The sequence below is a fragment of the Candidatus Zixiibacteriota bacterium genome (assembly GCA_034439475.1).
Lineage (GTDB): Bacteria > Zixibacteria > MSB-5A5 > GN15 > FEB-12 > JAWXAN01.
In genome coordinates this window covers 1-25798 of the sequence record JAWXAN010000045.1, presented here as the reverse complement: position 1 = coordinate 25798, position 25798 = coordinate 1, and the positions used below count along the sequence as shown (strand labels likewise).

At 49.8% G+C, this 25798-nt stretch carries 19 protein-coding genes; 6 read left to right on the top strand and 13 right to left on the bottom strand.

What is annotated here, in order from left to right; genetic code table 11:
* Positions 1 to 254: 254 nt before the first annotated feature.
* Positions 255 to 1631: a 16S rRNA (cytosine(967)-C(5))-methyltransferase RsmB gene (gene rsmB, locus SGI97_06630; GenBank protein MDZ4723562.1), complete on the bottom strand. Its 1377-nt coding sequence runs from the start codon at positions 1629 to 1631 to the stop codon at positions 255 to 257.
* Positions 1632 to 1634: 3 nt separating this feature from the next.
* Positions 1635 to 4148, bottom strand: a complete 2514-nt coding sequence (locus SGI97_06625) for a TIGR03936 family radical SAM-associated protein (GenBank protein MDZ4723561.1) — start codon at positions 4146 to 4148, stop codon at positions 1635 to 1637.
* 392 nt (positions 4149 to 4540) lie between these two features.
* Between SGI97_06625 and SGI97_06620 the strand changes: the two genes are divergently transcribed.
* A complete protein-coding gene (locus SGI97_06620; GenBank protein MDZ4723560.1) occupies positions 4541 to 7453 on the top strand; it encodes a S8 family serine peptidase in 2913 nt (970 codons plus the stop codon).
* 635 nt (positions 7454 to 8088) lie between these two features.
* Here the strand turns inward: SGI97_06620 and SGI97_06615 are convergent.
* Genes SGI97_06615 through SGI97_06585 form a run of 7 tightly spaced genes read right to left on the bottom strand, consistent with a single transcriptional unit; the run spans position 8089 to position 14557 of the window.
* Complete coding sequence (locus SGI97_06615) at positions 8089 to 9183, bottom strand: hypothetical protein (GenBank protein ID MDZ4723559.1); 1095 nt, start codon at positions 9181 to 9183, stop codon at positions 8089 to 8091.
* Positions 9184 to 9193: 10 nt separating this feature from the next.
* Positions 9194 to 10048, bottom strand: coding sequence for a metal ABC transporter permease (locus SGI97_06610; protein ID MDZ4723558.1), 855 nt, complete (start codon positions 10046 to 10048; stop codon positions 9194 to 9196).
* The gene (locus tag SGI97_06605; GenBank protein MDZ4723557.1) at positions 10045 to 11361 is read right to left on the bottom strand and encodes a metal ABC transporter permease; all 1317 of its coding nucleotides are present in this window, start codon (positions 11359 to 11361) and stop codon (positions 10045 to 10047) included. The genes SGI97_06610 and SGI97_06605 overlap by 4 nt, the downstream gene beginning before the upstream one ends.
* 4 nt (positions 11362 to 11365) lie before the next feature.
* Entirely contained in the window at positions 11366 to 12136 is a 771-nt protein-coding gene (locus SGI97_06600) for an ABC transporter ATP-binding protein (protein MDZ4723556.1), read from the bottom strand.
* Positions 12137 to 12150: 14 nt separating this feature from the next.
* Complete coding sequence (locus SGI97_06595; protein MDZ4723555.1) at positions 12151 to 13086, bottom strand: zinc ABC transporter substrate-binding protein; 936 nt, start codon at positions 13084 to 13086, stop codon at positions 12151 to 12153.
* Between the two features lie 31 nt (positions 13087 to 13117).
* Complete coding sequence (locus SGI97_06590) at positions 13118 to 13621, bottom strand: metal-dependent transcriptional regulator (protein MDZ4723554.1); 504 nt, start codon at positions 13619 to 13621, stop codon at positions 13118 to 13120.
* A 12-nt stretch (positions 13622 to 13633) separates the two neighbouring features.
* Positions 13634 to 14557, bottom strand: coding sequence for a transporter (locus SGI97_06585; GenBank protein ID MDZ4723553.1), 924 nt, complete (start codon positions 14555 to 14557; stop codon positions 13634 to 13636).
* A 219-nt stretch (positions 14558 to 14776) separates the two neighbouring features.
* On the opposite strand from SGI97_06585, the gene SGI97_06580 reads away from it, so the two are divergent.
* The 4 genes from SGI97_06580 to tsaD all read left to right on the top strand — a co-directional run bounded on the left by SGI97_06580 (position 14777) and on the right by tsaD (position 19488).
* Entirely contained in the window at positions 14777 to 15982 is a 1206-nt protein-coding gene (locus SGI97_06580; protein MDZ4723552.1) for a M20 family metallopeptidase, read from the top strand.
* On the top strand, positions 15982 to 17469 hold the full coding sequence (locus SGI97_06575; GenBank protein MDZ4723551.1) for a hypothetical protein: 1488 nt from the start codon (positions 15982 to 15984) through the stop codon (positions 17467 to 17469). Before SGI97_06580 ends, SGI97_06575 begins: the two co-directional genes overlap by 1 nt.
* Before the next feature lie 101 nt (positions 17470 to 17570).
* Positions 17571 to 18509, top strand: a complete 939-nt coding sequence (locus tag SGI97_06570; GenBank protein ID MDZ4723550.1) for a CdaR family protein — start codon at positions 17571 to 17573, stop codon at positions 18507 to 18509.
* Positions 18490 to 19488, top strand: a complete 999-nt coding sequence (gene tsaD / locus SGI97_06565; protein MDZ4723549.1) for a tRNA (adenosine(37)-N6)-threonylcarbamoyltransferase complex transferase subunit TsaD — start codon at positions 18490 to 18492, stop codon at positions 19486 to 19488. The genes SGI97_06570 and tsaD overlap by 20 nt, the downstream gene beginning before the upstream one ends.
* 461 nt (positions 19489 to 19949) lie before the next feature.
* On the opposite strand, the gene SGI97_06560 is transcribed toward tsaD, so the two are convergent.
* The 4 genes from SGI97_06560 to SGI97_06545 all read right to left on the bottom strand — a co-directional run bounded on the left by SGI97_06560 (position 19950) and on the right by SGI97_06545 (position 23219).
* On the bottom strand, positions 19950 to 20903 hold the full coding sequence (locus SGI97_06560) for an SDR family oxidoreductase (GenBank protein ID MDZ4723548.1): 954 nt from the start codon (positions 20901 to 20903) through the stop codon (positions 19950 to 19952).
* Between the two features lie 209 nt (positions 20904 to 21112).
* A complete protein-coding gene (locus SGI97_06555; GenBank protein ID MDZ4723547.1) occupies positions 21113 to 22519 on the bottom strand; it encodes a hypothetical protein in 1407 nt (468 codons plus the stop codon).
* A gap of 6 nt (positions 22520 to 22525) precedes the next feature.
* The gene (locus SGI97_06550; GenBank protein ID MDZ4723546.1) at positions 22526 to 22804 is read right to left on the bottom strand and encodes a CPXCG motif-containing cysteine-rich protein; all 279 of its coding nucleotides are present in this window, start codon (positions 22802 to 22804) and stop codon (positions 22526 to 22528) included.
* A gap of 106 nt (positions 22805 to 22910) precedes the next feature.
* Complete coding sequence (locus SGI97_06545; GenBank protein MDZ4723545.1) at positions 22911 to 23219, bottom strand: RNA-binding protein; 309 nt, start codon at positions 23217 to 23219, stop codon at positions 22911 to 22913.
* Positions 23220 to 23712: 493 nt separating this feature from the next.
* Between SGI97_06545 and eno the strand changes: the two genes are divergently transcribed.
* Complete coding sequence (eno, locus tag SGI97_06540) at positions 23713 to 25017, top strand: phosphopyruvate hydratase (GenBank protein ID MDZ4723544.1); 1305 nt, start codon at positions 23713 to 23715, stop codon at positions 25015 to 25017.
* Positions 25018 to 25798: the final 781 nt, after the last annotated feature.

The following is a 25798-nucleotide window of genomic DNA, read 5'->3' as shown; positions in this document are numbered from 1 at the left end:
AGAGAAGAGGAGGAGTGTGACCTGACGGTCACATTGTGCGCGCCAGCCCGACCCGCACGAAAAATCAATGCGGACATTCCCGGTCTGTCGTTGCGAGGAGCGGCTTCCCAGACGCGACCCTCTAAGGCGGGTAGGCGCGGTAATCTCAGTTCATCCGATATTCACCGGTAAAACCTTCTCGGGTTTCGATATCTTCACTGAATAAAAATCTGTATCCCCGCCAACTCTCCTATGCAACGCCGGTTCAACAGTCCTTACACAACCGAGCGGCGGCGCAATCTTGCGCAGAACGCCCCGTCAAAATCTTCAAAATCGGGATAGGTTTTAACAAAACCGCGGACATTGACCACCGATGAGTCAAAATACTGTTCTGCTGACTCAATTTCAAATTCCGGATTGCGCAAAAGAAACTCTTCGACAATTTGATCGTTTTCGGCCCGAATAATTGTGCAGGTAGAATAAACCATCACCCCGCCCGGCTTGACAAGCCGCGCCGCCCTGTCAATCATCTTAGTTTGAATGCGGACAAGGTTTTCAATGTCTTCCGGCGATTTCGCCCATCGCAGATCGGCATGTTTTCCGGCGGTTCCCCAGCCCGAACATGGCGGATCGAGCAACACCCGGTCAAAGGGGCCGCCTTCAAATTCGGCCATATCGGCCGCAACGGGTGAAATGATTTTGATTCCGAGTCGTTTGGCATTTTCGACAACTACTTGCAACCTCTGATGGGATTTATCTACCGCCGTCACACGTCCCTTGTTTCGCATCCGAACTGCGGCATATGTTGCTTTGCCACCCGGAGCGGAGGTTAAATCGACAACCTCGGTCCCCGGTTTCGGATTGAGGAGGCGAACTGCAAGACCCGCCGATTCGTCCTGTACAAATACTTTGCCGGTCTTTATGAGTTCACTTTCGAGAGGCAAACCGCTGGCATGCATGTGAAGAAACTCGGGCAAAAATCTTCCGGTCGAAAACTCTATCCCATTCTCGCGGAGTATTGCACCTACTTCTTCTTCTTTGGCCTTGAGATGGTTCACCCGATATGTAACCTTAGGCGGTCTATTGTATTCGACCAAAAGCCGCTCGGTGCGCTCCACTCCAAATTCCTGGAGGCAATACTTGAGAAAATAGTCGGGATAGCTGTAATAGTCGCCCAGAAATTTGACCGGATCGTCTTCTTTTGATACAAATTTTACTTTTTCAGGATTTCTGACTTTGGCACGCATTACGGCATTGACCAATTTTGCCTGGGATTGATCCAGAAACTTTCGGGCTAAATTGACCGATTCGGACACCGCTGCCGCCTGAGGCACACGGTCGGTGAAAAGTAATTGGTAGAATCCGAGCCTGAGAATATTCGCAAGCTTTATAGATAACTCAATTGATGGTTTAGCGAGAAAGAATTTTATTTCGTGATCAAGCCGCCGGCGCATTTTGACTGTGCCATTGACCAGCTGGAGAAAAAATCGAACATCTATCGGGCGAAAAATTTTACCTCTGAGAACGCCATCGATGGCGTATTCTATCTGCTGACCCTGCTGAATGTGTACGATTGCCTCAAGTGAAGCGGCGCGAACCAAATCATATGGTCCCCGGTCAGTCGTCAGCCTCTCAGTTTCGGTGCCAGCCATACATCAAATATCCATCGGATCAGTTATGCGTCCATCAGGCTCCATCCTGTAAATACGCTTACGGTGAAACGGTATCGACCGCGACAAATGAATCAATCCCTGACTGAGAAAAGAAAGAACTTCGGCAGGCCGGACATAGCCGCCATCGCCTATGCCCAAACTCATGCTGAGCATTTTTTGGTCCCTGGATATTGCGAAAATGCCCGGTTTGAGATCCACTGAGACCTCTTTGTCTTTGTCCTTACGGATATAGGGAAGCGTCGATGCAGACATAACAGCCTCGATGGCAGAATCGAGTGTGTCGAGCCCATTCCATTCATCGATCGGAACAACATACTCAACCCGGTTGAGCGCAGCCGAGAGGGAACTGTTCTTCTCCCATGCAATAGATGCCTGAACAATTTCAATTCCATCAGGTAAAGCTTTTTTCAAATCGTCTATCATATATGGCATACAATTGGTCTCGAGAGTTATATCGACATATTCGGCCTCAGAAGTGAATCCGAGCGGAAGCGGCGGCCCGAACGAGAGTTTCATCGTCGGTGTCATTCCCTGACTATATGCCACAGGAAGCTCAGCCCGGCGAATAACTCTCTCCAACAGGCGCATATTGTCAAGATGGGACATATATTTGTAACGGGCTGATTTGCTCCATTTGACCCGAACCCGATTTTTGGTCGGGGCAGCAGCATTTTTTGAAGCCACTTTTTTCTTGCTCCGCCCAAATTCCGAAACACTCTCTTCGGGCTGAACTGCGCCAAAAATGTCTTGCTTGTCATGGAAGAGCGGAGTAAAGGCTCTTATAGTAAACGGGGTGGTCTGCCGCTCCTGCTTCAGTTGCTCGCAATCGGCGCCGGAATGAATGTGTGACCAAGGTAACGAGGTTGAAAGTTGAAGCGGGCTCAAGAGCGAAGGAAGTTCGAAGCCATGCGCTGCCAGTGCGGCAATCCAGCGTTCATATGAAAAATCACTCTGCCATCCATCAAAACGGCAACCTGACCGATAGGCTGTCTCGATAACAGAGGCCATTTCTCTCCCGCCTCGTCCAAGGGCGACTGCGATAAGCCCTTGATTCACACCAAATAATTTGAACTGGATTGAATTAATTCGTGTCAGGCGTTTCACATAGCCAACCCGCTCCATCAACTCGGCCTCGCTGAGCGAGCCATCCCATTGAAACGGCGTGTGAGGTTTAGGGAGAAACGGAGCAAAGAGGACAGTTAGATTCTTTTTGCCACGATAATCTTCGCCGATCCGGACAATCTCTTTGCAAATGTCAGATATGCCTTTGAGGTCGTCATGCGTTTCGGTCGGCAAGCCAAGCATGAACACAAGCTTGATTGAATTCCACCCTTTGGAGAATGCAAGCCGCGCGGTGTCATAAATTGCGGCATCAGGAAAATCCCGGTGGATCAAAAGCCTGAGCCTTTCGGTGCCAGCCTCTGGAGCAATGGTCAGCCCGGGACGCTTTACGCGAGTCAATGCCTCAAGTGTCGCCGCTGACACTGTCCCGGGCCGAAGCGCCGGGAGGATGACCGAGACCCTTCGGCTCTCAAGTTGTTTTGCAAGACTGTTTATCAACGAATCAAACTCGGGCCTGTCTGGCTCAGGCGGCGACAAAAGGCAAACTTCGGAATACCCCGTGCTTCCCAACTGACTCTGCACTTGTTCGGCTACTTCACGCGACGGACGAACCCGTACCGGCGCAGAAACCGGATTAGTCTGACACCTCTCACAGCCTGAACCGCTCCCGCGGCTTATCTCGACCGGAAGATTATTGGTCAGCGTCTCCACAAGCGGCAAAAGGGGGGATTTCGGATAGAACTCGGATCTGAGTTTTTCCACAACACGGCTACGAATTACCGCCGGTGCAAATGAAAACAGAGGCTTACGGTCAGAATCATAAAACGCTGGTACATAGACCGATGGAACGTTTCGGCAAATCTGTTCGAGCACATTTTTTCTTTTTTGACCCTTGTTTTCATGGACAACAGTTAAAATTTCAAGAAGGCCTTCTTCGGCATCGCCTAAAAAGAAAAGGTCAATAAATCGAGCCATCGGCTCGGGATTGGATGTTGCCGGCCCTCCCGCAAGAACCAATGGCTCATCCTCGCCCCGACGCTCTGCATCGAGTGTGATTCCGGCCAGCTCGATCATTGTCAAAACATTTGTGTAGACCGTTGTGTCCACCAATGTGAAACCGAGCAGATCGAAGTCTTTGGCGGGACGTCCGCTCTCAATGGCGAACAGGGGTATCGATTCGGTTTTCAGAAGAGCTTGGGCGTCATGATCCGGCGCAAACACCCGCTCACATAGAAAACGGTCGTCGCGGTTGATAAGGTGATAAATTGTCTGGACGCTGAGAGCCGTCTGGCCGACCTCGTAGCGGTCGGGATAGGCATGCAGATATGATAGCCGACCTGTCGGGTCTTTGATACATTGCCCGGGCTCGCCGCCTGCGTAGCGGCCGGGTTTTATGACAAAAGGATAAAAACGCCTTGCTAAAAGCTCTTTCATAGATATAGTCAAAATTGCTACGGGTTCAACAATTCGAGTCTGGACGACTCAATTATAACAATTGGATAGTATTCACGCAACGATGAAAAATTGCTCACATTAGGACTATTCTTTCGCGAGTTACCGAACAAACATAGATGAGTTAACTGGCTTGAATAGCAACTCATTGCAAAATCGCTAGAGACTCAAAGTGAAAAATAGTGTTACAAGACAATGACTTACACGTAGGGAACCCACTTTCATTGATAATTCATTGTTCCCTCATTAGAACGAATCGACCTTCGGGAGTTCTGGGCAATAAGTAATTTCAGCCCAAACCACTTTTTTTCACTATCTTCAACAGTGATTCTAAATACAAACCGTCCGATTCTATCCTCTGCATTGGAGCCATTATGAACCAGCCTCGATTTTTACTTTTACTTACTGCCCTTTTTCTCTCTGCCACACTCTCAATCAACGCTGGTGAATTGACCCCCGAGCTTGCATCATCGATTTCCACTGCTCGCGCCGACTCGCTTGTCCCAGTATGGATTAAGCTTCACAGTGAACGACAGCAAGCCCGTCTCGCCGCCACTGTTGCTGATGTTTCACTCGATCGAGCCGAACGCTACCAATCGGCTGCCGGGGTTCTCAAAAGCGAAAACGCCGCTTCCCAAGAATCACTAATTGACTATTTGGAAGAACTAAAGGCCACCTTTCGCGCTGATAACATTCACGGTCGATGGATTGCAAATATTATCGAGGCTGATATCGCACTCTCCGAAATCGAAAAGATTGCTCTCCGCTCCGACGTGGAGATAATAAGTCATAAACTACGGGTTGAGCTGATCGAACCTGAAATCCTAGCCGAACAACCCGCGTTGTCGACATCGGTCACTGCAAACCTGACCTATATCCGCGCTCCTCAAGCATGGGGCATGGGCTATACCGGAGCCGGACGGGTGGTCTGTTCCTTTGATACCGGCGTCCAGGGCTCGCACACAGGACTTGCCAATAACTGGAAGGGTAAAGACGGAGACTCGACTGCGGCTTGGTTTGACCCGCTTCAGGACACAAAGTTTCCACATACCTTCTCGACCGGAGGAGTTTCCTTTTGGCATGGCACTCACACGATGGGGACTATGGTCGGCATCGCCCCCGAGACGACCGGAGTTGCTCCTGCCGCCAAATGGATTTCAGCGGCAGTCATTGATATTCCCGGCGCTTCAATTTTGGAAGCTTTCGAATGGGCGGCTAATCCCGATGGGAATCCGAACACTGTCGATGATGTTCCCGATGTTATCAACCATAGCTGGGGCTATGCCGATATTGGCTGTCTTGATGCTTTTTTTGAGGCCGTAGAAAACACCGAGGCGCTTGGTATTGTCAATATATTCGCCGCCGGAAATGAAGGATCGACTCCGAATGCCATCAGAAATCCGGCCACCCGCGCCCTTGACAGCCTTGATATGTTCGCTGTCGGCAATCTCAATGCTACCGTCAGCCCAGCAGTTGTCTCCGGAAGTTCCTCTCGCGGACCATCGGAATGTGTTGGCGGAGGAATAAAGCCAAATGTTGTCGCGCCGGGTCAAAGTGTTCGTTCGACATATCCAACCAATCAAATCCAGCCGGGAACTGGCACATCGATGGCCGCTCCGCACGTCTCGGGACTGGTTGCGCTCCTCAGACAGAAGAATCCGAATGCAACAGTGCGCGAGATAAAGCTGGCGATCCTCAATTCAACGGTACGCACCGGTCTTGGGGCAATCCCCAACAATATCGCCGGCTGGGGATCCATTGATTGTGTCAATGCCCTAAATGCTCTCTCTTCAACGGGGATAGACGCGAACATCCGCGTCTATGATTTCCCGCACCAGCCGATTGACCCGGGTGATATTATTGCCGGCAAAGTTATTTTGCAAAATCTTGGAGCCAACGCCGCCAATGTGAATCTTACCATTACCGGAAGCAATCCCTTCCTGACAGTACAGGACGGCAGCGCTTCCTTTGGAACGATTATCCGTAATGATACGGTAACGTCATCAGATAATATCCAGGTTACAGTCTCGCCAATCGTTCCGGTTGGGGCCTTGGTTTCGCTCGATGTCTTAATCACCGGAACGGGCTTTACCCAAACGGCCAAACTTTTCTTTCTGGTAGAGCCGAAAAGCCGGAGATCAATGGCGACTCACACACCGGGCCGAATCGAGTTTACAGTTTCAAATTACGGCGTATATGGTCTTGGCCCAGGATCACTTTTTCCGGCTGGCGGGTCTGGTTTTAAATTTGATGGGAGCGGCAATCACCTGTACGAAGCCGGACTTATGATTGGCACCGGCCCAACAAAAGTCTCAAGCGGTGTGCACGAGTTTATCTTTGAGCCGGAGCTGGATTTTGTTGTCGCACCGGGCGGCAATATTGTCTATGAAAGTCCCGGCGATGCCGCCCTTCAGCAGACCTATTCCAAATTCACCGATGACAGCGCCAAAACTCCCATCGGCTTGGAAATTACTCAGGAATCATTTGTGCGTTCCGGACCCAATAATGATTTTGTTATTATCCGTTTTATCATCAGAAACAAAACGGCCTCCGTATTGAATGGTCTTCGAGTCGGACTCTTTTTAGATTGGGATGCGGTCGGCTTTGCAGACAATGCCGGGGGATACGACGACACCAGCAATTTTCTATGGACAGCACACAACACAGGCGGCTTACTCTCAGATTTTCGAGGTGTGAAAGCGATTGATGCGACACTGTCCTCGGCCTTTACTGCCCGGGCCGATCTGTTGGTCTACACGCCAGCAAATAATGGTGATGGCTTTACGATGGCGGAAAAATATACCTCACTCACAAATGGAGTTGCCACCGCCAATACATTTAAAGCGTCATTGTTTGATTTATGTCAGGTGCTGGCAGTCGGGCCGCTGAGCCTCGCCGCAGGCGCATCTGATACAGTCGCCTTTGCGCTTCTGGCTGGAGAGACTTTTGCAGAGATAACGGCGGCGGCCAATAAGGCATCTTCGGTGCCGACCGATGTCGAAGAGCCGGGCGAGGAATTACTTCCCGGGTCATATAGCTTGCACCAAAACTATCCGAATCCATTTAATCCATCCACGACCATTTCATTTGAAATGCCATCGGCCAGTGATTACGAGTTGACTATTTACAACACTCTCGGGCAAGCGGTGAAAAAATTTGATGGGCAGGGCAAAGCCGGCCGAGTTGATATTGAGTGGAATGCCGGTTCATTTGCTTCGGGGCTTTACCTGTACACATTGCATGTGGGAGATTTCGCTGCGAGTCGAAAGATGCTTCTGCTGAAATAGGTGAAGAGGGAAATATCGAATCTCGCAGCACGTCATTGCGGGCAGAGACTTCTTAGGCGAGGCATGGCAATCTCATGTTTTCTTCCTCCTGTAGCGATTCCGCCGCGGCGGGCAGCGGTTCAGTGATTCTTTATTCACGGAAGTATAGGACCACTGTTCCGATGACCGTCGGGACTGGCCCACTCTCTCAATGTCATTCCGGCGCAGGCCGGAATCCAGGGTAAATAAGCGTGCAGGCCGTCTCTGGCCAGTACCTACATAAAGATCACACCGCAAGCGGTGTGCTACACGATTTAAGAAGCAACCCCATGTTACGTGGGTGGTGTGCGTCCTCGTGCACCAGCTTATCCTCAATATGTCGTTGCGAGGAGCGACTTCCTAGGAGTGACGCGGCAATCTCAGTTAAATATTCCGTCGGGTCTTGACTATATCGTTGCGTGAGCAAGAATATAGGTGTGACCTGACGGTCAGTTGGCGCGCGACAGTCCGCCGCGGCGGACCGCGCAAAGAAAATTAATGATAGATACCGGCCTTCCCGGTACGACATTGTGAATGTTTCGTTGCGAATCCGTTGCAGGCTTCTGAGACTCGACCCTCCAAGCCTGCCCGGTGTGGCTGGCCCTCCTATCTTCGATTCAATCAAGAAACGACACCGCCTCAAACCCGAACTTCTTCCGCACAGATACCGCCTCCTTGGCAAATCTCGTAAATACGCACATCTGCTCCGCAGGTACGGTCGACAAATCACAATCCCCGCGCATCCGATACTCATGCTCATTCCGCCAGTCGGTCACTTGTCCGATTGATTGGGTTTGCCATGGTTCAATTCCGCCTACACTTGACTTATCTGACGAATCATAATAAACCACTGGTTCAATTCCGAGCCGCTGGGCATACTCTTTCCTGATGCCTATTCCATACGGTTCAAATGACATCTGTGAAAACCTCGCCCGCCATCGCATAAGTGAAATGGCTTCTGAAGGAGCCAGATCAGAAAATGAGGCTGTCGCAATTTTTCCGGGCATACGCCAAGCAGAGCCAAGTATCTTCCTTTGTTCCAAAATCCTGCAAAGCGTGTCGAATGCGCCACGCGGGTATTTTATCGACGAGATGATATCTCTATAATAATCAAGGCTTCGCTCGTTCGGCCAGCGGCCATGGGTCGCGCGGGTCCAATGAATTATATAATCATACTTACAATTGCATATTGATGAGGTCAATGTTTGACGATCCAACATGTACGAATATTGTTCATCCGGCTTTTTGTGCGTTGTTTCAAAGTCTTGCACAATCTGTTTGCCGCCAGCTTTGGCTTGGGTGATTAACGAACTTAGATTCCCCTCTGGCCGTATGGATATCGGAACGAGAATCCCCGCCGCGGACAAAATTGCCATGTCACGAGCGTGAAGGATTTCGGATTTACCATCCGATGCAGTCGCAGAAACTTGAATACAAGTAACCATCCTCATTGCAAGGCCGAACTGTGAGAGAATGTGTTCCGTTTGTTCGGACTGAGATTGTTTTGGGTCTTGAACCAAGTACAACTCAAGCGGGACTTGTTCTATCGAGGCCAGCGCCGTCACCAATTCCCACGTCGACATTCCCGTTGAACTGATAAGCGTGAAATTATTCTGCTTGATCCACCGCACGGTTTCGATTGTCTTTTTGATCCATGCATCGCCGCCGCATGGCCGGAGTGACTGGCGTGAGTTTAAAATTGCTACGCGCATAAAACTTTTTTTATGCCCGCGCAAACCGTCGGGCCAATTTTGCGCCGAACGCCGCAAGCACAAAAACAATCCCGCCCACAACCGCCATGAAACCTGCAATCGAGGCATCGAAATACGAAGCCGCAAAAAATCCTCCAACCGCGCAGATGATGCCGACCAGAACCGAAAGCGCCAGCATCACAATCAGACGCGAGGTGAGCAGATAGGCAGTCGCGCCCGGGATTATGAGCATGGCAACCACCAAAATGGCTCCAACAGATTCGAAGGCCGCAACGACTGTAAGCGATACGACTGTCATAAGGGCGTAGTGCCATACGCGTTCCGAAACGCCGATCGCTTTGGCCATGCGCGGATCAAACGAAGAAATCTTTAACTGCTTATAAAATAGTCCAATGAAAATCAGGTTGATCAAAAAGGCCCCGCCCAAAATCCAGACCGCCCGTGGTCCGATGCTTTGTCCATTCAGTGTAAATGTATCCCATGGCGTATAGGCGATCTCGCCATAGAGCACGCATTCTTGATCCAAATCTATTTGCCCAGTGAAAATCGAAACTAAAATGACACCGATAGCAAAGAGCAGTGTGAAAACTATCCCGAGCGCGGCATCTTTATAGAGCCGCCCTGTTCGGCTCAGCAGTTCAGAGAGATACGCGGTCGCGATTCCCATAACCCCCGCGCCAATCACCATTGGCAAGACATTCCTGCTCGATGTCACAAGAAAGGCTATCACCAGACCGGGCAGTACCGCATGGGAGATGGCATCGCCAAGCATGGCGTTTTGCCTGAGTACTAAAAAACATCCGATCAGTCCGCAGGCCGAGGCCGCAAGAATACCGGTCAGGATAATCCATAAGTCTGGTGTCATACGCCCTTCTGTTCTGTAGGATAGGGAATAGGCTGAAGGTGCGGGTCAAAGACAGGGTGGTCGAGCATCTGACTTAGCTGCTCTTCCATTTCGGGTGTGATAATATGCTCCATATCCTCAGCATCGCGATGGACATGATCGCCCGGCAATTCAAGATAGCGAGTAAGATAAACCTCCCACAGCCGATGAAGACGCGTCACTCTGGCCCCCGCTGACACGCCATTTTGGGTTAGCCTATACATGTCGACTTCACGCTCAAGAAATCCCTGCGCCGTCAACTGCGAAAGCCCCGACCGCAATTCTGTGGGAGTAAACGACCACATATGAGCTATTTCAGAAACGGGATAGTAGGCATACCAATTTTCGCGCTCCATGCCTACTCTATAGAGTGATTTGACCAAATGGTCTCGCGTTATTTTGCCGCGATGTTGGTAGTGGCGAAGGATACGGATGAGGACTCCCCGTCTTGGCGAAAATAAAATTGAGACCGCAAAAATTCCGCTCACTACAATAACTATCCAAGGGCCGGTAGGAAGTGACGGCTTAAGAAACGATATGTATGAACCAAAAAGTCCGGCCAACATTCCGAATATCGAAGCCAGCATTAGCATTCGCGGCAATCTGTCTGTCCACTGTCGCGCGGCGGCGGCGGGGGTAATTAACATTGCGGCCATGAGCACAACACCGACAGCCTGCAGACCGACTGTGACGGCCAACACGATCATGGTTGTCAGAATAAATTGAAGCCTACCGACCGGAAGCCCGACAGCGAATGCGAATCCTGTGTCAAAAGAAACCAATTTGAAATGGCGATAACCAATTGTAACCACGCTCAACATGCACACAGTCACAACAGCAAGCGCTACAACATCCTGGCGGCTCATCGCCGCCGCTTGACCAAAGATAAAACTTCCAAGCCCGGCCTGGGATCCCGACCCGCTTTTTTGAATGTGGGTCAGGATTACTATTCCTAAACCGAAAAAAACAGTCAGAACAATTCCCAATGCGGCATCGAGCTTGATTTTCGTGTAGCGGTCGATGGCATTAATGGAAAGCGCGCCAAGCCACGCGGTGGCAGTCGCGCCAAGTAATAGCGGCACGAATTCTTTCTGGCCTACGATTAAAAATGCAAGTCCGACACCCGGCAGAGCGGCATGGGCCAGTGCATCGCCAAGCAACGAGCGTCTTTGCAGATAGGCAAAACAGCCCAAAGCTCCAGCGGCTCCGCCCAAAAGAATGGAGCCGGCGATTACCTGCCGAACATTGGCATCGGCCAATGAAAAAAATCGAACCGTTAATTCCCAAAAATCCATACGGTTATGATTTCGTGATAAGTTTCTCTGCGGCTTCGGCAAGCAACACAAGTTTTCCGCCATATGTCGCCCTGAGATTTTCCTCATTGTATATCTCAGCTGTCGGGCCAAATTTTACAAGCCGCATATTGAGCAGCATGACCCAGTCGAAATACTCACGCACTGTGTGCAGATCATGATGAACGACCAGACAGGTTTTGCCGCGATCTTTAAGTTCTTTGAGTAGTGCCACTATCGCTTTTTCGGTGTTAGCGTCGACGCCGGCAAACGGCTCATCCATCAGATAGACCGATGCTTCCTGAGCAAGGGCCCTTGCGATAAATACTCGCTGCTGCTGTCCACCGGAGAGCTGGCTTATCTGGCGTTTCGCAAAATCCGCCATGCCGACTTTGTCGAGCGCCGACAGCGCAATCTCCCGATCCTGCTTTGAAAGTTTTCCGAATGCGTTCATGTGACCATAACGACCCATCGTCACAACATCGAGGGCATCAACTGGAAAATCCCAATCGACAGATTCCCGCTGAGGTACATAGCCTATCAACTGACGGTTTTTCTCAAGCGGGTGGCCGTAGACTTTAACATAGCCCGACAAAACAGGAAGAAGACCCATGATGGCCTGAATAAGAGTGGACTTGCCGGCGCCGTTCGGTCCTACAAGTCCAATCAAATGTCCTTCAGGGAGCGAAAAATCAATATTCCACAGTACCGGTTTTTTGCGATAGGCCACGGTCAAGTCATGAACTTCGATTGGAACTGGACGGTCATTCTTTATCATAGATAGAAGTGTCCTTATCGCAACGCCGCGACAATTGTGTTGACATTGTGCCGCACCATCCCGAGATATGTTCCTTCGGGCGTGCCTGACTGTCCCATCGCATCGGAAAAAAGCTCTCCGCCGATTATGACCTTATGCCCGCGAGATGTACAGCCTTCGACAACGGCTTCGATCGTTTTCTTAGGCACTGAGGATTCGACGAAGACCGCCTTTATTTTCTGTGATACAAGCAGGTCAACCATAGCGGTGACATCGTAGAGGCCCGCTTCGGTGACAGTTGAAATCCCCTGCAGACCCCGCACTTCAATATTATAGGCGCGGCCAAAATAGCCGAAGGCATCATGCGCGGTAACTAAAATTCGCTGGTCTTCGGGAATTGTTGCCATCTGTTCCTGCACCCACTGATGAAGCTGGGTCAAGGAGTCAAGATAGACCGTAGCGCGTTCATGATACAGGGGACGATTTACAGAATCAAGCTGAGCAATTTCGAAAGCTACCGCTCCGACGGCCATCCGCCAGAGTGAAACATCGAACCAGACATGCGGGTCGGGATGTCCTTGAAATTCGGTCGGATGGCGGAGTTCTGAATCCAGAATTACGGCCGCCACTGCGACTGTTGGTTTTGATTTCGACATGTTCTCAAAGACATCGACCATTTTGCCTTCGAGATGGAGGCCATTGTACAGTATCAAATCCGCCGTCTCGAGCTGATCGACGTCTCCTTTTGTCGCTTTGTAAAGATGCGGGTCCACACCCGGCCCCATCAGCGCGGTCACTTGGATATTGTCACCGCCGATAATTGAGGCCGCATCGGCAATCATCCCCGTTGTCGTAACAATAGAAAGCTTTTCTTTCGCGGCGGTCTGATCATTTTTGGCGCAACCTCCCGTGACAGCGGCCAAAATTAATAGCAGAGACAGAAATGTGTTGTGTATGTGATACTGTTTCATTCGTTTGTCTATTCCATTCTTTTTTTATTATTTAGCTTCGCCAGCCGCTGACCTTTTTGGCCGGAAGATTTTTGAAATCCGATTCCCCCCGCGAAGCCGTCTTCTGGAAACCAGTAATTATTGTGCGCTCTTCTTCGGAGAGCGTTCTCATATATTCAATGAACTCATGCAGTCGCTGTGCGGTCTTGGCGGAAATACCATGTTCAATCTGGCAGGCATCAATTTCAGCAAGCTTTGGAGATAGTCCAAGTATGTCGGTGAAAAAGCATACAAGGTCGTCATGTCTATGTACCACATCCTGAGCGATTTTCCTCCCTGCCGCTGTCAGGTCTACTTCCTGTCTATGGTCATGGCGAAGCAATCCCAACTGGGTAAGTTTTGTGACTGTGCGGGTGACAGTCGGTAGCCGCGTCCCGAGCTCGGCGGCGATATCGGTCACACGAACATTATCAACATTGTTGGCCCGTTCCATCCGGTAAATGGTCTCAAGATAATCCTGCTGCGCCGCAGTGAGTGTACTTGCGATTTCTTTCATACAATTTTCATGTTAAAATCGACTACTGAATCCCAAAAATGGATTTATGTTCTCCGCTGACTTTGTCAGGCCAATATTGACTCCGCCGTCGAGCTGGAGATTGCCGCTGACGCCATAGGTCAGTCCAAGATCGCCGGTCGTTACTCGCGGTGTTGCAACATCGGCATTTGATTTATTGAAAAGTTCGGCGTATGCGCCCAAGGCATCGGAAAGGCTATGACTTATGGTAGCCGAGGTTATCAAAGTGAGGTCATAGCCGTCGTCGGCTCCGTTACGAACCAAATCGGTTTCGGCCATAAGTCCCATTCCCCACTTGTCACTCAGTCCAACAGCTAGTGGGAAAATCACGCCTCCTTCGACATTCCCACTCCCGCGTTCTGAGCCGCTCGTGGGAAGGGAAATGAATGGCATGACCCCAAATGCAACCCGTCCGCCGTCGTTCCCCCACAGATTTCGCTTCACCCTAATCACTATGTCGCCAAATCCAGAGAGTTGCTCATTTACGCCAAGGCTCGGAGTTTTCACACTTTGCCTCTGGTACGTTTGCAGGATCAACTGAATATCAAGATTATGCCGCAATCCAAGTTTGAGATTCATTATACCGAGGCCGATACTCGTCACCCGCGTTTGGTCGGCTCCTTCGGATGGCCGGTCATGGCTGTAGCTCAGCAGGTCGACTTCGAGTTGCATCCGGCCGGCATCGACAGTATAGGGGCTCTCCGTCTTGTCCGGCCGGTCAGTACTGAGGTCTCTCAGCAGAGAATCAGGCGTTGGGGCTTTTATTGTATAGGCTGTTCGGTCCGCTCCGAGTAGAGTGTGAGGCAGCCCAACACCGCCCCCCAAAACACAGATAATCAGCGCCAAGGTAATCCTGCCAGCTATTTTGATTTCTTTTGTCTTCGAGTTATCATTCTGTTTGCTTCCGTATTCATTCATATTATCCCTCCGTAAATTACGTTCACTTAAATTACCTTAAGGTAATTACCTGCGAATAATTATACACAAGGAGGCGATAAAAGAGCAATAATAAAATTAATGTTATTTTTCGTGCTGCAAATGGGCTATGTGACCAGTTCGGCAATTGTTGACTTTCTCTCAAAGTCGGCTATGTTATAAAAATACAGACACTTACAGGCAAAGCAGGGTATAAAGAAAATGAAAAACGAAAACAAACACACCGCCTCAAAAATTCTGAAAAACGTCGATTCACTTGCCGCTAATCAGATAAAATGGCGGCGTCATCTTCATCAATATCCCGAAGTCGCCTATGAGGAGCATCAGACCACAGCTTTCCTGAAAAAACAGGTTCAGGCTCTTGGTTTGAAATTGCTTCCCCTTTCAATGGAAACCGGGCTTTTGGCTGAATTGAAGGGCAATAAACCCGGTCCAACTGTTGCTGTGCGAACTGATATCGATGCCCTGCCTATTCTTGAAGCGACAGGGCTGCCATTCTCCTCCAAAATCGACGGCCGGATGCATGCCTGCGGACATGATATGCATATGGCGACAATTCTTGGGACCGCCACGGCTTTGGCATCGCTCAAAAAGGATTTCTCTGGAACAGTGCGATTTATCTTCCAGCCAGCCGAAGAAGTTCCTCCCGGCGGAGCGCGGCCAATGATTGCCAATGGGGCGCTCAAAGATGTCGAGATGATTTTCGGCCTCCATGTTGACCCCCATGTCCCGACCGGAAAAATTGGCCTGCGCGATGGCGTGACAATGGCCTCGGTCTATGACTTTGATATCATTATAAAGGGCCAAAGCGGCCATGCCGCCCGACCGCATCTGGCGGTCGATTCGATTGTGGTTGCCGCCGAAGTCATCGAGTCCTTGCAAAAAGTCATTTCTCGTGAAATGGATCCGGTTCAGCCGGCCGCGATTACTTTCGGGCAGATTCAAGGCGGCACGGCGAGAAATGTTATCGCCGACCAAGTCAGCATTATCGGTACAGCCCGCACCCTCTCTGAAGACGCCTTCAAAAAAATACCCCTACATATAAAACGCACCTTGGCAGGAATATGCAAAGCCCGTGGAGCAGATTTCGAAATTCGTGAAATCGCTAACTACCCGCTGCTGAAAAACCACCCGCAGACTAACCGCTTGTTTGAGAAAAACTTTAATTCCCTCTATGGCAAAGGCAAAGTCCTTCAAACTGAACCGACTCTTGGCGGCGAAGATTTCGCCTGTTACCTCGAACAGGTTCCCGGGGCGATGTTTCGGCTTGGTGTGATGAATAAAAAAATCAAAGCTGACAAGTCCTGGCACTCTCCTCAATTTATCTGTGATGAGGCCGCACTTGCGTATGGCACTTCGCCTCTTGTCTCATCGGTTCTCGACTATATGGAAAATAACGGTCGGTAATGCTTCACTTCGTGTTTTCTTTCTTCTTTCCTTTTCTTGCGATGGGTAAATCCTCGTCCGAATCCGCAGATTGGAAGAAGAAGCAAGCCGTAACTTATGCGTCGTTTAGTTATGTCAACCACGTCGCAAGTTCACTCACCCATATCTTCTACGCGACAACCAATGGTATCCTTCGATTTAACAAGCAGACAAATGAGTGGGAGCCGCCGCTCACCGGGACCAATGGCACCAACAGCCTCAACGGCGAGGAGGTCAAACGTATCTGGGCAGGCACATTCGGCGATAAGCTCTACGCAGAAACTGAACTCGGTTTATACGAGTACGATCTGCTCTTTGAGAGTTGGTTCCCGATTACCGAGCTTCCCAAACTTGAAAAAAATTACGAGCATATAGCTCCATCACAGACGCTTATTCCTCCTGTCGGGTCAAATTATTTCGGCGATGGTAACTTCGTTGACCTCCACGGCCGCAGATATTCGATCAGGGATGCTATCGATGACAACAGCGGCACACTCTGGATTGGAACATGGGGATATGGCCCGGCAAAAGCCAGCGCCTCGTCCTGGGTGATGGAACTCCTTCCTTTCGGTCTTATTCAAAACCGAACCGATGCGATTTATGTCGAGGACACCCTGATCTGGTTTGCAGGCTCCACCTTGGGACAGCCGAGAACCGGAATTACAGCAATGACGCGGGACGCAAGTCAGTTTTTTCATATCGAATCCGGCGTCAGTTCCGATCTACCGCCTGTCGATGTCAACTGTCTCGCAGGCGATGCCAAATCCCTCTATGTAGGTACATCGACCGGGCTGACAATTTTAGAGCGTCAGTTCTGGAGGCAGATACGAAGTGTCGATCGGCGTCACGGTCTTGGCGATGATAATGTCCTTTCACTGAAGAAAATCGGTGATTCTCTGTTTGTCGGAACGGCTGGAGGACTTACGCTCATTCATCACAACTTGGATTCCATCAGGCAAGTCTATCCAAACCAGTTCTCAAACCGCGCCGTATACGACCTCGAAAGAATTGGAGACTTTCTCTGGCTTGCGACCGATGCCGGCGCTTTTCGCCTATCCCTAATATCGGGAGAATTACATGAATTTATCGATACCACCCAGCTTATTTTTAGCCGGGTCTTTGACATAGAACAATCCGGCGAAAATATTTGGCTTGCGGCGACTAACGGTCTAGTTAAAGTCAATGCTCGAACGGGTGTGGTGACATCATTCCAGGATTTATCCACCCGCACCAGTGTGCGAGCGCTTGCGGTAAACGACAAAATCGCCGCAGTCGCATCCGACCGAGGGCTTACGGTTTTTGTTCTTGAGGGGAAAAATCCAAGAACCTGGGAGTTCACCACCGACGATGGGCTTGCCTCTAATTATGTTTTTGACCTGTATATCGACGGAGATTATATCTGGGTAGCGACAGACCAGGGCGTTACCCGATTTCATTGGAATGACCCGAAGTATATCAGCAACCGCTGAAAAACAGTGAGCGCGATCAGTCGAAATAGTTTACTCCGTGTGTTGGATGTGTTATACTGAGGCAACAGACAGCGCTCAAAACCCCGCTTCGTTGACATTTTATGGTGACTTTTTTTGAAAATATTTGGCTGAAACTGCTCGCAGTTGTTCTGGCTCTTCTCATTTGGCTTCATGTCGCCACCGAGAAAAACTATACCTATGTCGTGTCCCTGCCAGTGACCGAAATCTCGCTTCGCGATACATTGACTTTGTCCGCTCCTGCTCCGGATTCGGTAACTCTGGCGGTCAGCGCATCGGGCAAACAACTTCTTCGCAAACAATGGAAGAGAGATGGGATCCGCATCAATGCCGCTCAATATCCAGCCGGTGAGCAGGTTATTGAACTGACCCCGCTCAACACCTCGCTTGTGGCTCCCTCTGATGACTTGTCAATCGAAGACATTATCTCTCCAAACTATATAAAGCTTGATATAGACACCCAGGCACAGTTCTCTGTGCCAGTCAATCCCGAAATAAGTTCTGAACCAGATGATGGTTTCGCGCTTGGGTGTTTGATAACCGTTGTACCTTCCCATATCAGTGTCTCCGGACCTCGATCGAAAATGAACATTCTTACTTCTGTTTCCACGCTTCCCATCGATCTCAGGGGCTTGCGTGATAAAGTAACCCTAAATACCCCTCTGAACAAACAGTCTCTCTTAGGTTTCTCGACTAAGTTCGACACAGTGAATGTCACACTTGAAGTGGTACCTGTTAAAACAAAAACCCTCTCGTCGATTCCAATAGTTGTTTTCAATGCCCCGCCTGACGCAGAAATAACGACGACCCCCCGCTCAATCGACTTGGTGGTGTCAGGGCCGCAGGATGAGATTGATTCGCTCTCGGCATCCGCAATTACCGTTTCGGCTGATTATCGCCGGGCCGATCCCGCCGGACGCGCCGAACTTAAATTTGACTACCCGAAAATATTCAAGCTAAAATCATTTTCCGCCGATTCTGTGCAGATATCTCCCCCACCCAATGCGTACTCTGGGAATTGAAACATCATGTGATGAAACATCGGTCGCTGTTGTCGAAAACGGACAGCGGATCCTATCGAATATTATTCTGTCACAGGCGATCCACTCAAAATTTGGCGGGGTCATTCCCGAAGTTGCAAGCCGCGAGCATCTCAAAACCATAGTGCCCATATATAATCAGGCGCTCCGCGAGGCCGGTATGCGGCTTGATGACATAGAACTTATTGCCGCCACACAGGGACCAGGGCTTGTCGGACCGCTGCTCGTCGGGTTGACATTCGCCAAAGGACTTTCATTTGCCAGGCAGATTCCGTTTGTGCCGGTCAATCATCTCGAAGGACATCTGGCCGCTCCGCTCCTTCAATTTCCACATATCTCCCAAAGACACCTTAGTCTCGTAGTTTCGGGTGGACACACAATGCTTGTGTTAGTAAAACAGTTTGGAGAATATGAGATTCTGGGAAAAACCCGCGACGATGCCGCAGGCGAGGCCTTCGATAAAGTAGCCAAGTTAATGGGGCTCGGATATCCCGGAGGAGCGGCGCTCAATAAACTGGCGAAGCAAGGAAATCCGCAGTTTGTTCGATTCCCGCGTGGATTAAAAAACGAAGAATATGCCTTTTCGTTTTCCGGCCTCAAGACGTCCGTCGCGCTCTATCTCGAAAAGCTTGAAAAAGATATCTATGAGAAACATAAGGCCGATATCGCGGCCTCGTTTCAGGAAGCCGTTGTCGATGTTCTTGTCGAAAAGACAGTCCGCGCGGCTCAGCAATACTCGATTACCGATGTCACAATCACTGGCGGAGTGGCTGCAAACAGCCGACTTCGCGCACTCATGCAGGAGCGTCTGGCATCCGAAGGCAAACGGCTATTCTATCCCTCGCTTGAATTGTGCACTGACAATGCGGCGATGATCGCCGCGGCCGGTTTTTTTCGATATGAAATCCTCGGCCCGGGAGAATTTGTGGCGAACGCTATTCCATATCTCGAGCTAAAATAAGACGTGCAGTCAGACGTCTCTGCCTTGACTGTCATAGGTGCACACTTTATCCGTGCTTGGTGTACGCCCCCGTGTACCAGCCCTTGTACCACACTCCGCCGTGGCGGACGGTGTGATCTTACTTATTCTTCGTGCGGGACGTCGCTGTCGCGCACGTTTTATTTTCTTCGTGCGGTCCGCCCCGGCGGACTGCCCCGCACCAAATTTCAGCAACCTGATTAATCTCACACTGGGCAGGAAAAACCCAGCCGTTGGCTGGGCTACGGGGGAAAAAAATCACATCAACCCGGCGAATATCGGGATTGTGACGCAAGATTCAAAGCCGGCCCCCCCATCACGTCGTTGCGAGGAGCGACTTCCGAGGAGTGACGCGGCAATCTCAATTCATCTTCTTTTTGATGCGGGGTAATCCTTATAACCCACCCAACGGGTGGGTTTTTACTCGCCAGAGAGCTACAGACCTATCGGCTTATATGAGTCCGAGTCGTCGACGGAGCGGTGAAAAAGGCAACAGTTCTTTGCAGCCCCTCGTCGAGCCCGACCGATCCATTGAAGCCGTAACTTTTGAGTTTTTCGATTGAAGCATACGAGTGGCGAATATCCCCCTCGCGCGCTGGCGCATACTCAGCCGGTAAATTGACACCGAGAATCTGTCGCAACCGCTCCAGCAATTGATTGAGGGTGCATTGGAAACCATTGGCGACGTTGAAGACCTGTCCGGACAAGGCCGGGTTACGGGCGGCAAGGAGATTTGCTTCAACCGCGTTGTCTATGTATATAAAATCTCTGGATTGCTCGCCGTCACCATAGATTGTCGGTTTCTGTCCGCTGTGAAGAAGCGTGATAAAACGCGGGATGACCGGCGCATATTCGCTCTTCGGATCCTGCCGCGGGCCAAAGATATTGAAATATCTCAGCGCCACTGTGGGGAGTTTATACAGGTCGTTATATACTTTGCAGTAATATTCGTTTGTCAGCTTTGCCACGGCATAGGGAGAAAGAGGTGATGGGATTATGCCTTCATGTTTGGGCAGTTCCACTGATTCACCATAAACCGCGCTTGACGAGGCCATCACAAATCGTTTCACTCCGGCAAGCCGCGATGCTTCCAACACATTGAGCGTGCCGTCAATATTGACCGCGTTCGCACTGAGCGGGTTGAGAATGGATTTGGGGACCGAGGGCAATGCCGCTTGGTGCAGCACATAATCCATTCCTTTTACCGTCGAGCTAACCGTCCAGTAATCGCGGATATCTCCCTCGATCAACTCAATATCATTGATGATTTCGACAAGATTTTCTTCTTTCCCTGACGAAAAATTATCAAGGACGCGGACGTGCTCACCATCTTCGATTAATTTTCGAGCAATATTGGAGCCGATAAATCCGGCCCCGCCAGTTATCAAATATTTCATATATTTTTGTCTACTTACACTCCGTTAATAATTTCTTGTCATGTGAAGGCGTAAACTCAAAATAACTCGGTAATCCATCCATTTTCTGCGGTAAATCCGAAAAACAGCCTTCTCTTAATTGTACTAAATTTATCGGATGAAGTCCAGCCAAAGTTAGCGCGGAGCTTAGATTCGCCTACAAAAAGCTCCAATGGTTGACCCGGCCTGCTTTATTCTCTCCGTTGGAACAATACATACTCATACTTTTGGTCGGAAAATGATGTATCCCATATATAGCTGTCCGTAAATCGAGCTGAATCTATAAAGGCGCTTGTGGGACTGGAGCGGGCCGCGACAACCCATCGCGGAGTATGATCCAGTACAGCATCGAGATAGCGAGCCTGACGATTATATATATGGAATTCGGGTGAAATCAGCCCGTCACGATCAAGAATGCTGAGCTGTGAATAATAGCCCATATACCCAATATCCTCAGCCGCCACCCTGTCACCGGCCTTGCCTTGTGTGAATAAATATAATCCGATCTGTTTATGCACACGCTCCAATGTTTCTTGATAGGCAGCATAATATCGTACTGTCGGTAGACTTATCCAGATCAACCCCGCAATCAAAACCGCGCCGCCCGCAATACGCGCGTATGAAAATGCCCTCTCCCGTAACTTCATAGCGTCGGCCAGCTGGACACACGATGCGCTGATAAAAAGAATATAGACCGGATAAATCGGTGTGATATACCAAAAGAACACTTTGGAACTGCTGAGGCTATAAAAAGCAATCATTCCGAAGAGCCAGACAACCTCAAGCCGCCCATAACCCTGCTTATGCCAAAGCCATCGCGCTCCGATGAGAGCAAAGACAAATATGACCCAGCCGAAGATAGAATGCCAGCCCATGAGATAGACGACCGTATCCCAGAGCGGCATCTGACCAAATTGACTATACAATGCGAGCTTGCCGCGTATGGAGTTCGGAATCGGAGAACCAAAATAAAATGTCGCAAAAATTATCCAAGGGATAAGAATCCCCCCGGCAATACGAAGATATTTCCTGATTCGTTCCCTGTGTTGCCAGACGTTGACGAATAAAATCAACAATAAAAGACCCATTCCTTCTGGGCGGGTCACTGTTGCCAGTGTGGCCATACCTATGGCGTACATATCAAGCCGTTTATGCTGATAATAGAAAGCCGCAGTTACAAGAAGCGTAAAAAGAGCAGTCTCCATTCCGCTTGTCTCAGCGACTAAAGATCTTGGCCAAAAGGAATAAACCAATGGCGGCAGGAATGCAAGTCTGGTGAAACCAAGTGACTGCGCAAACCGATAGAGAAAGGCGGCGGTCAGTCCTGAAAATATGAGCGATAACACAAGCGCGCTTGAGGGAGTCGGGAGTCCGACAAGAGAGAAGAAGGAGAGCAGAAAAGTAAACAGCGGTGTCGTTGTCCCCAACACCCGTTCGCCCACATTATAGACAAAACCTTGTCCGGCTGCCAGGTTTTCCGCATAGCGGAAGGTGATATATGCGTCATCGGCCGTAAATTGGGTTATAGTAAAAAAGACAGACCGCGTTATAACGGCCAGAAAAAAAAATCCAAATGCTGAAAGCGCAGACGAAGTCACTCGCCCTCAACCAACATCTTCTTGATAAACCTCAAGGTCGTATTCATTGAGATAACTGTTAAACGATGCCTTGATAACATTCGGACGGCAACACACCCGGCAATCTTCGACGAATTCCTGACGATTGCCGCTTGTGGGATCTATCAGAATCTCGTTTTCCTCGCCGCAACAGGCACAGAGATAATATTGCTCCATAACTCTAATATATGTATCTCCACCGACGAAAGTCCATAACCGTAACGTAATCTTTGGGGAGAGCGCGAAAGAAAGTCTGTGCATCAACATAAACAGGCCGACTATTGAGTCGGCCTGTTTTTAACTGCTCGGAAAATCTATCGGAAAATCTATGAGGATTTATCGATGATTACACCCAGTGGCTATTGTGCCGGGCTTAGCGACGTCCGCCGCCGCCGCCATCGCGGCTTCCGCCTCCTCCGCCACCGCCTCGCGGGGCATCGGTACGGGCCTGGGCTTCATTGACTTTCAAACGACGTCCTTTGAGCTCGGCGTCATTCATCCCGGAAATTGCCGATTGTCCGGACTCGCTGCTTCCCATCTCGACGAAGGCAAAACCGCGGGATTCGCCGCTCAGCTTGTCTTTGATGATAATAACCTTGGTCACTTCGCCGAATTCGCCGAAAGCCGTTCGAAGATCTTCTTCGCTTACCTGATATGACAGGTTGCCGACGTAGATGTTCATTCTACCTCCTGAGGGTTCTTACATTCTCCAGCGTCTGCGCCATGGGGAGCGAAGATATTCAGAAGTCCGTCTGTCATAGAAAATCTAGAACACGAAACGTTCGACTGAGCATACTGATGCCCATAATGAAGAGCTACTGGGACCATGATAACACACTAAACATATCGGATATTTTCAAAAGGTCAATAGGGGGATTGTGAGAAATATATGAATTTTCCGCCGCTTTGTTTACACTATCCACCGATTTGACCTTAGTTAACATACCCACGATCAAACACGGGGCATCGCCTGCTCAATCTTTGTTAATATTTTTAGTCTGTGAGATTTTACTTTAAGTTTTTGTAGCGCAAAAACTTAAAGATAGCGCCAACGGGTGCAGAAATTTCTTACAACTGGTCACTAACCATCTCAAATTACTCCTTGCTCCAGTTGCACTGAACACAATATGTTTGCCCACATTCTGGTGTATTGAACAAACTGAAGGGACTTCGTTATGGCCGATTTTGAATATATCCATGCCCGTCAAATCCTCGACAGCCGTGGCACACCGACAGTCGAAGTCGATGTCTGTCTCACCGACGGCACCCTTGGCCGCGCCGCCGTTCCCTCAGGAGCCTCAACAGGCGCGCATGAGGCGGTCGAACTACGCGATGGTGACGCCAAGAAATATTTCGGCAAGGGGGTTCTTACCGCCGTGGCAAATGTCAATGAGCTAATCGGCCCGGCGATTCTCAAAGACATGATTGATCCCTTCGATCAGACCTCCTTAGATAGATACCTAATCGCGATGGACGGAACCGAAAACAAATCAAAACTCGGCGCAAATGCCATTCTCGGAGTCTCAATCGCAACAGCCAAAGCCGCCGCTGAAAGCTCGGGCAGGTTTCTCTATGAATACCTGGGCGGCTGTAACACCAAAGTCATGCCCGTGCCAATGATGAACATTCTCAATGGCGGCAAGCATGCCGACAATAATATCGACCTGCAGGAGTTTATGATCATGCCTGTCGGAGCCAAGGATTTTGCTTCAGCGCTACAGATGGGAGCCGAAGTTTTTGGCTCTCTCAAAAAAGTGCTCCACAAAAAAGGGTATAATACAGCAGTCGGAGACGAGGGCGGCTTCGCGCCGGATCTCAAGTCCAACGAGGAGGCGCTTCAGGTTATCATGGAAGCAATCTCGGCCTCAGGCTACAAAGCGGGTGCGAACAAAGATATCATGATTGCCCTTGATCCAGCCTCGACTGAGTTCTATGACCCAAAAACGAAAAAATACAAACTCGAAGCCGAAGGTAAAAATCTGACCTCGGAACAGATGATTGATTTCTGGGAACGACTATGCAAAGACTATCCCATAATCTCAATCGAAGACGGCCTTGCCGAAGACGATTGGGAGGGATGGAAAGCCCTGACTGAAAGGCTGGGCAAACGTGTGCAATTAGTTGGCGATGACCTATATGTTACCAATCCAAAACGTCTTTCTCGCGGCATAAAAGAAAAATCATCAAATTCGATTTTGATCAAACTCAATCAAATAGGCACCCTTACCGAAACGCTCGATGCCATCGCTCTGGCGCAAAAATCCGGCTTCACAACTGTCATCTCCCATCGTTCGGGAGAAACCGAAGACGCGACCCTTGCCGATCTCGCTGTCGGGACGGGAGCGGGGCAGATAAAGACTGGTTCTATGTGCCGCACGGATAGAATAGCTAAATACAATCAATTACTCAGGATAGCTGAATCGATTGGAAACAATGCCATCTATCCGGGGATGAAGACCTTTTACAATTTGGGGAATTAGATAGCTTAGGCAATTCGATTTTATTCTCTCGTAGCTATGAACCCCTGTGGTTCAGCGATTAAGCGAGTGTAGTCAGGCGTCCTCCATTGGCGGATTCGAAAATCTCTGGCCTGTACAGATTTACAGAAGTGCAGTCAGGCGTCCTCCTTCGGCGGACTTGAAAGCCCCCGCCTGACTGTCTTCTTTGTGTCGGGCGAGGGCGCCCGACACCACAACAAACAGAAATGCGCCGAAATTCTAAAGATAGACTACACGACCCTCTTCGATAAAATCAAAAAATACGAAATCGACAAAGAGCTGGACTAACGGGATTTGGGCGACCCTATTCGGCACGTTAGTACATCTTCGCGCGGGACGTCTCTGAGCGACAGTCCCTTGGTGCGGGGCAGCCCGCCGCGGCGGAGAATCCATCTTCTCTGATATTTGGTAGGTCAGTGATCCTTGTGATCCTGACGTCCGATATTCGCCAAGATAAAGATCACATCGCAAGCAGTGTGGTATAAGAATCAAAGCCAACATTGCGACCCCGTCGTTGCGAGGAGAGGCTTCTGAGGAACGACCCTCCACGGCGGGCAGACGCGGCAATCTCAGTTCCCTCTGCTACCATAATCCCTCTTGACATACCTCCAAAATCGATTACCTTTCTGCAGATAGTCGCACACACGCTCTGTTAAATCTTTAGGAAAGGCTGGAAATCTATGAATCGTATTATCAATGCTCACACTACTTCTGGGTCTCTATTCTATTCTATTCTATTCTATTCTATTCTATTCTATCCATT

What these genes read in the sequence shown, in the direction of transcription:
- SGI97_06590 (MDZ4723554.1), bottom strand. Translation starts at nt 13,621, where the DNA reads ATGAAAGAAATCGCAAGTACACTCACTGCGGCGCAGCAGGATTATCTT.
- SGI97_06610 (MDZ4723558.1), bottom strand. Translation starts at nt 10,048, where the DNA reads ATGACACCAGACTTATGGATTATCCTGACCGGTATTCTTGCGGCCTCG.
- SGI97_06620 (MDZ4723560.1), top strand. Translation starts at nt 4,541, where the DNA reads ATGAACCAGCCTCGATTTTTACTTTTACTTACTGCCCTTTTTCTCTCT.
- SGI97_06605 (MDZ4723557.1), bottom strand. Translation starts at nt 11,361, where the DNA reads ATGGATTTTTGGGAATTAACGGTTCGATTTTTTTCATTGGCCGATGCC.
- SGI97_06550 (MDZ4723546.1), bottom strand. Translation starts at nt 22,804, where the DNA reads ATGTTGATGCACAGACTTTCTTTCGCGCTCTCCCCAAAGATTACGTTA.
- SGI97_06600 (MDZ4723556.1), bottom strand. Translation starts at nt 12,136, where the DNA reads ATGATAAAGAATGACCGTCCAGTTCCAATCGAAGTTCATGACTTGACC.
- SGI97_06625 (MDZ4723561.1), bottom strand. Translation starts at nt 4,148, where the DNA reads ATGAAAGAGCTTTTAGCAAGGCGTTTTTATCCTTTTGTCATAAAACCC.
- SGI97_06580 (MDZ4723552.1), top strand. Translation starts at nt 14,777, where the DNA reads ATGAAAAACGAAAACAAACACACCGCCTCAAAAATTCTGAAAAACGTC.
- SGI97_06545 (MDZ4723545.1), bottom strand. Translation starts at nt 23,219, where the DNA reads ATGAACATCTACGTCGGCAACCTGTCATATCAGGTAAGCGAAGAAGAT.
- rsmB (MDZ4723562.1), bottom strand. Translation starts at nt 1,631, where the DNA reads ATGGCTGGCACCGAAACTGAGAGGCTGACGACTGACCGGGGACCATAT.
- SGI97_06595 (MDZ4723555.1), bottom strand. Translation starts at nt 13,086, where the DNA reads ATGAAACAGTATCACATACACAACACATTTCTGTCTCTGCTATTAATT.
- tsaD (MDZ4723549.1), top strand. Translation starts at nt 18,490, where the DNA reads ATGCGTACTCTGGGAATTGAAACATCATGTGATGAAACATCGGTCGCT.
- SGI97_06585 (MDZ4723553.1), bottom strand. Translation starts at nt 14,557, where the DNA reads ATGAATGAATACGGAAGCAAACAGAATGATAACTCGAAGACAAAAGAA.
- SGI97_06570 (MDZ4723550.1), top strand. Translation starts at nt 17,571, where the DNA reads ATGGTGACTTTTTTTGAAAATATTTGGCTGAAACTGCTCGCAGTTGTT.
- SGI97_06615 (MDZ4723559.1), bottom strand. Translation starts at nt 9,183, where the DNA reads ATGCGCGTAGCAATTTTAAACTCACGCCAGTCACTCCGGCCATGCGGC.
- SGI97_06560 (MDZ4723548.1), bottom strand. Translation starts at nt 20,903, where the DNA reads ATGAAATATTTGATAACTGGCGGGGCCGGATTTATCGGCTCCAATATT.
- SGI97_06575 (MDZ4723551.1), top strand. Translation starts at nt 15,982, where the DNA reads ATGCTTCACTTCGTGTTTTCTTTCTTCTTTCCTTTTCTTGCGATGGGT.
- eno (MDZ4723544.1), top strand. Translation starts at nt 23,713, where the DNA reads ATGGCCGATTTTGAATATATCCATGCCCGTCAAATCCTCGACAGCCGT.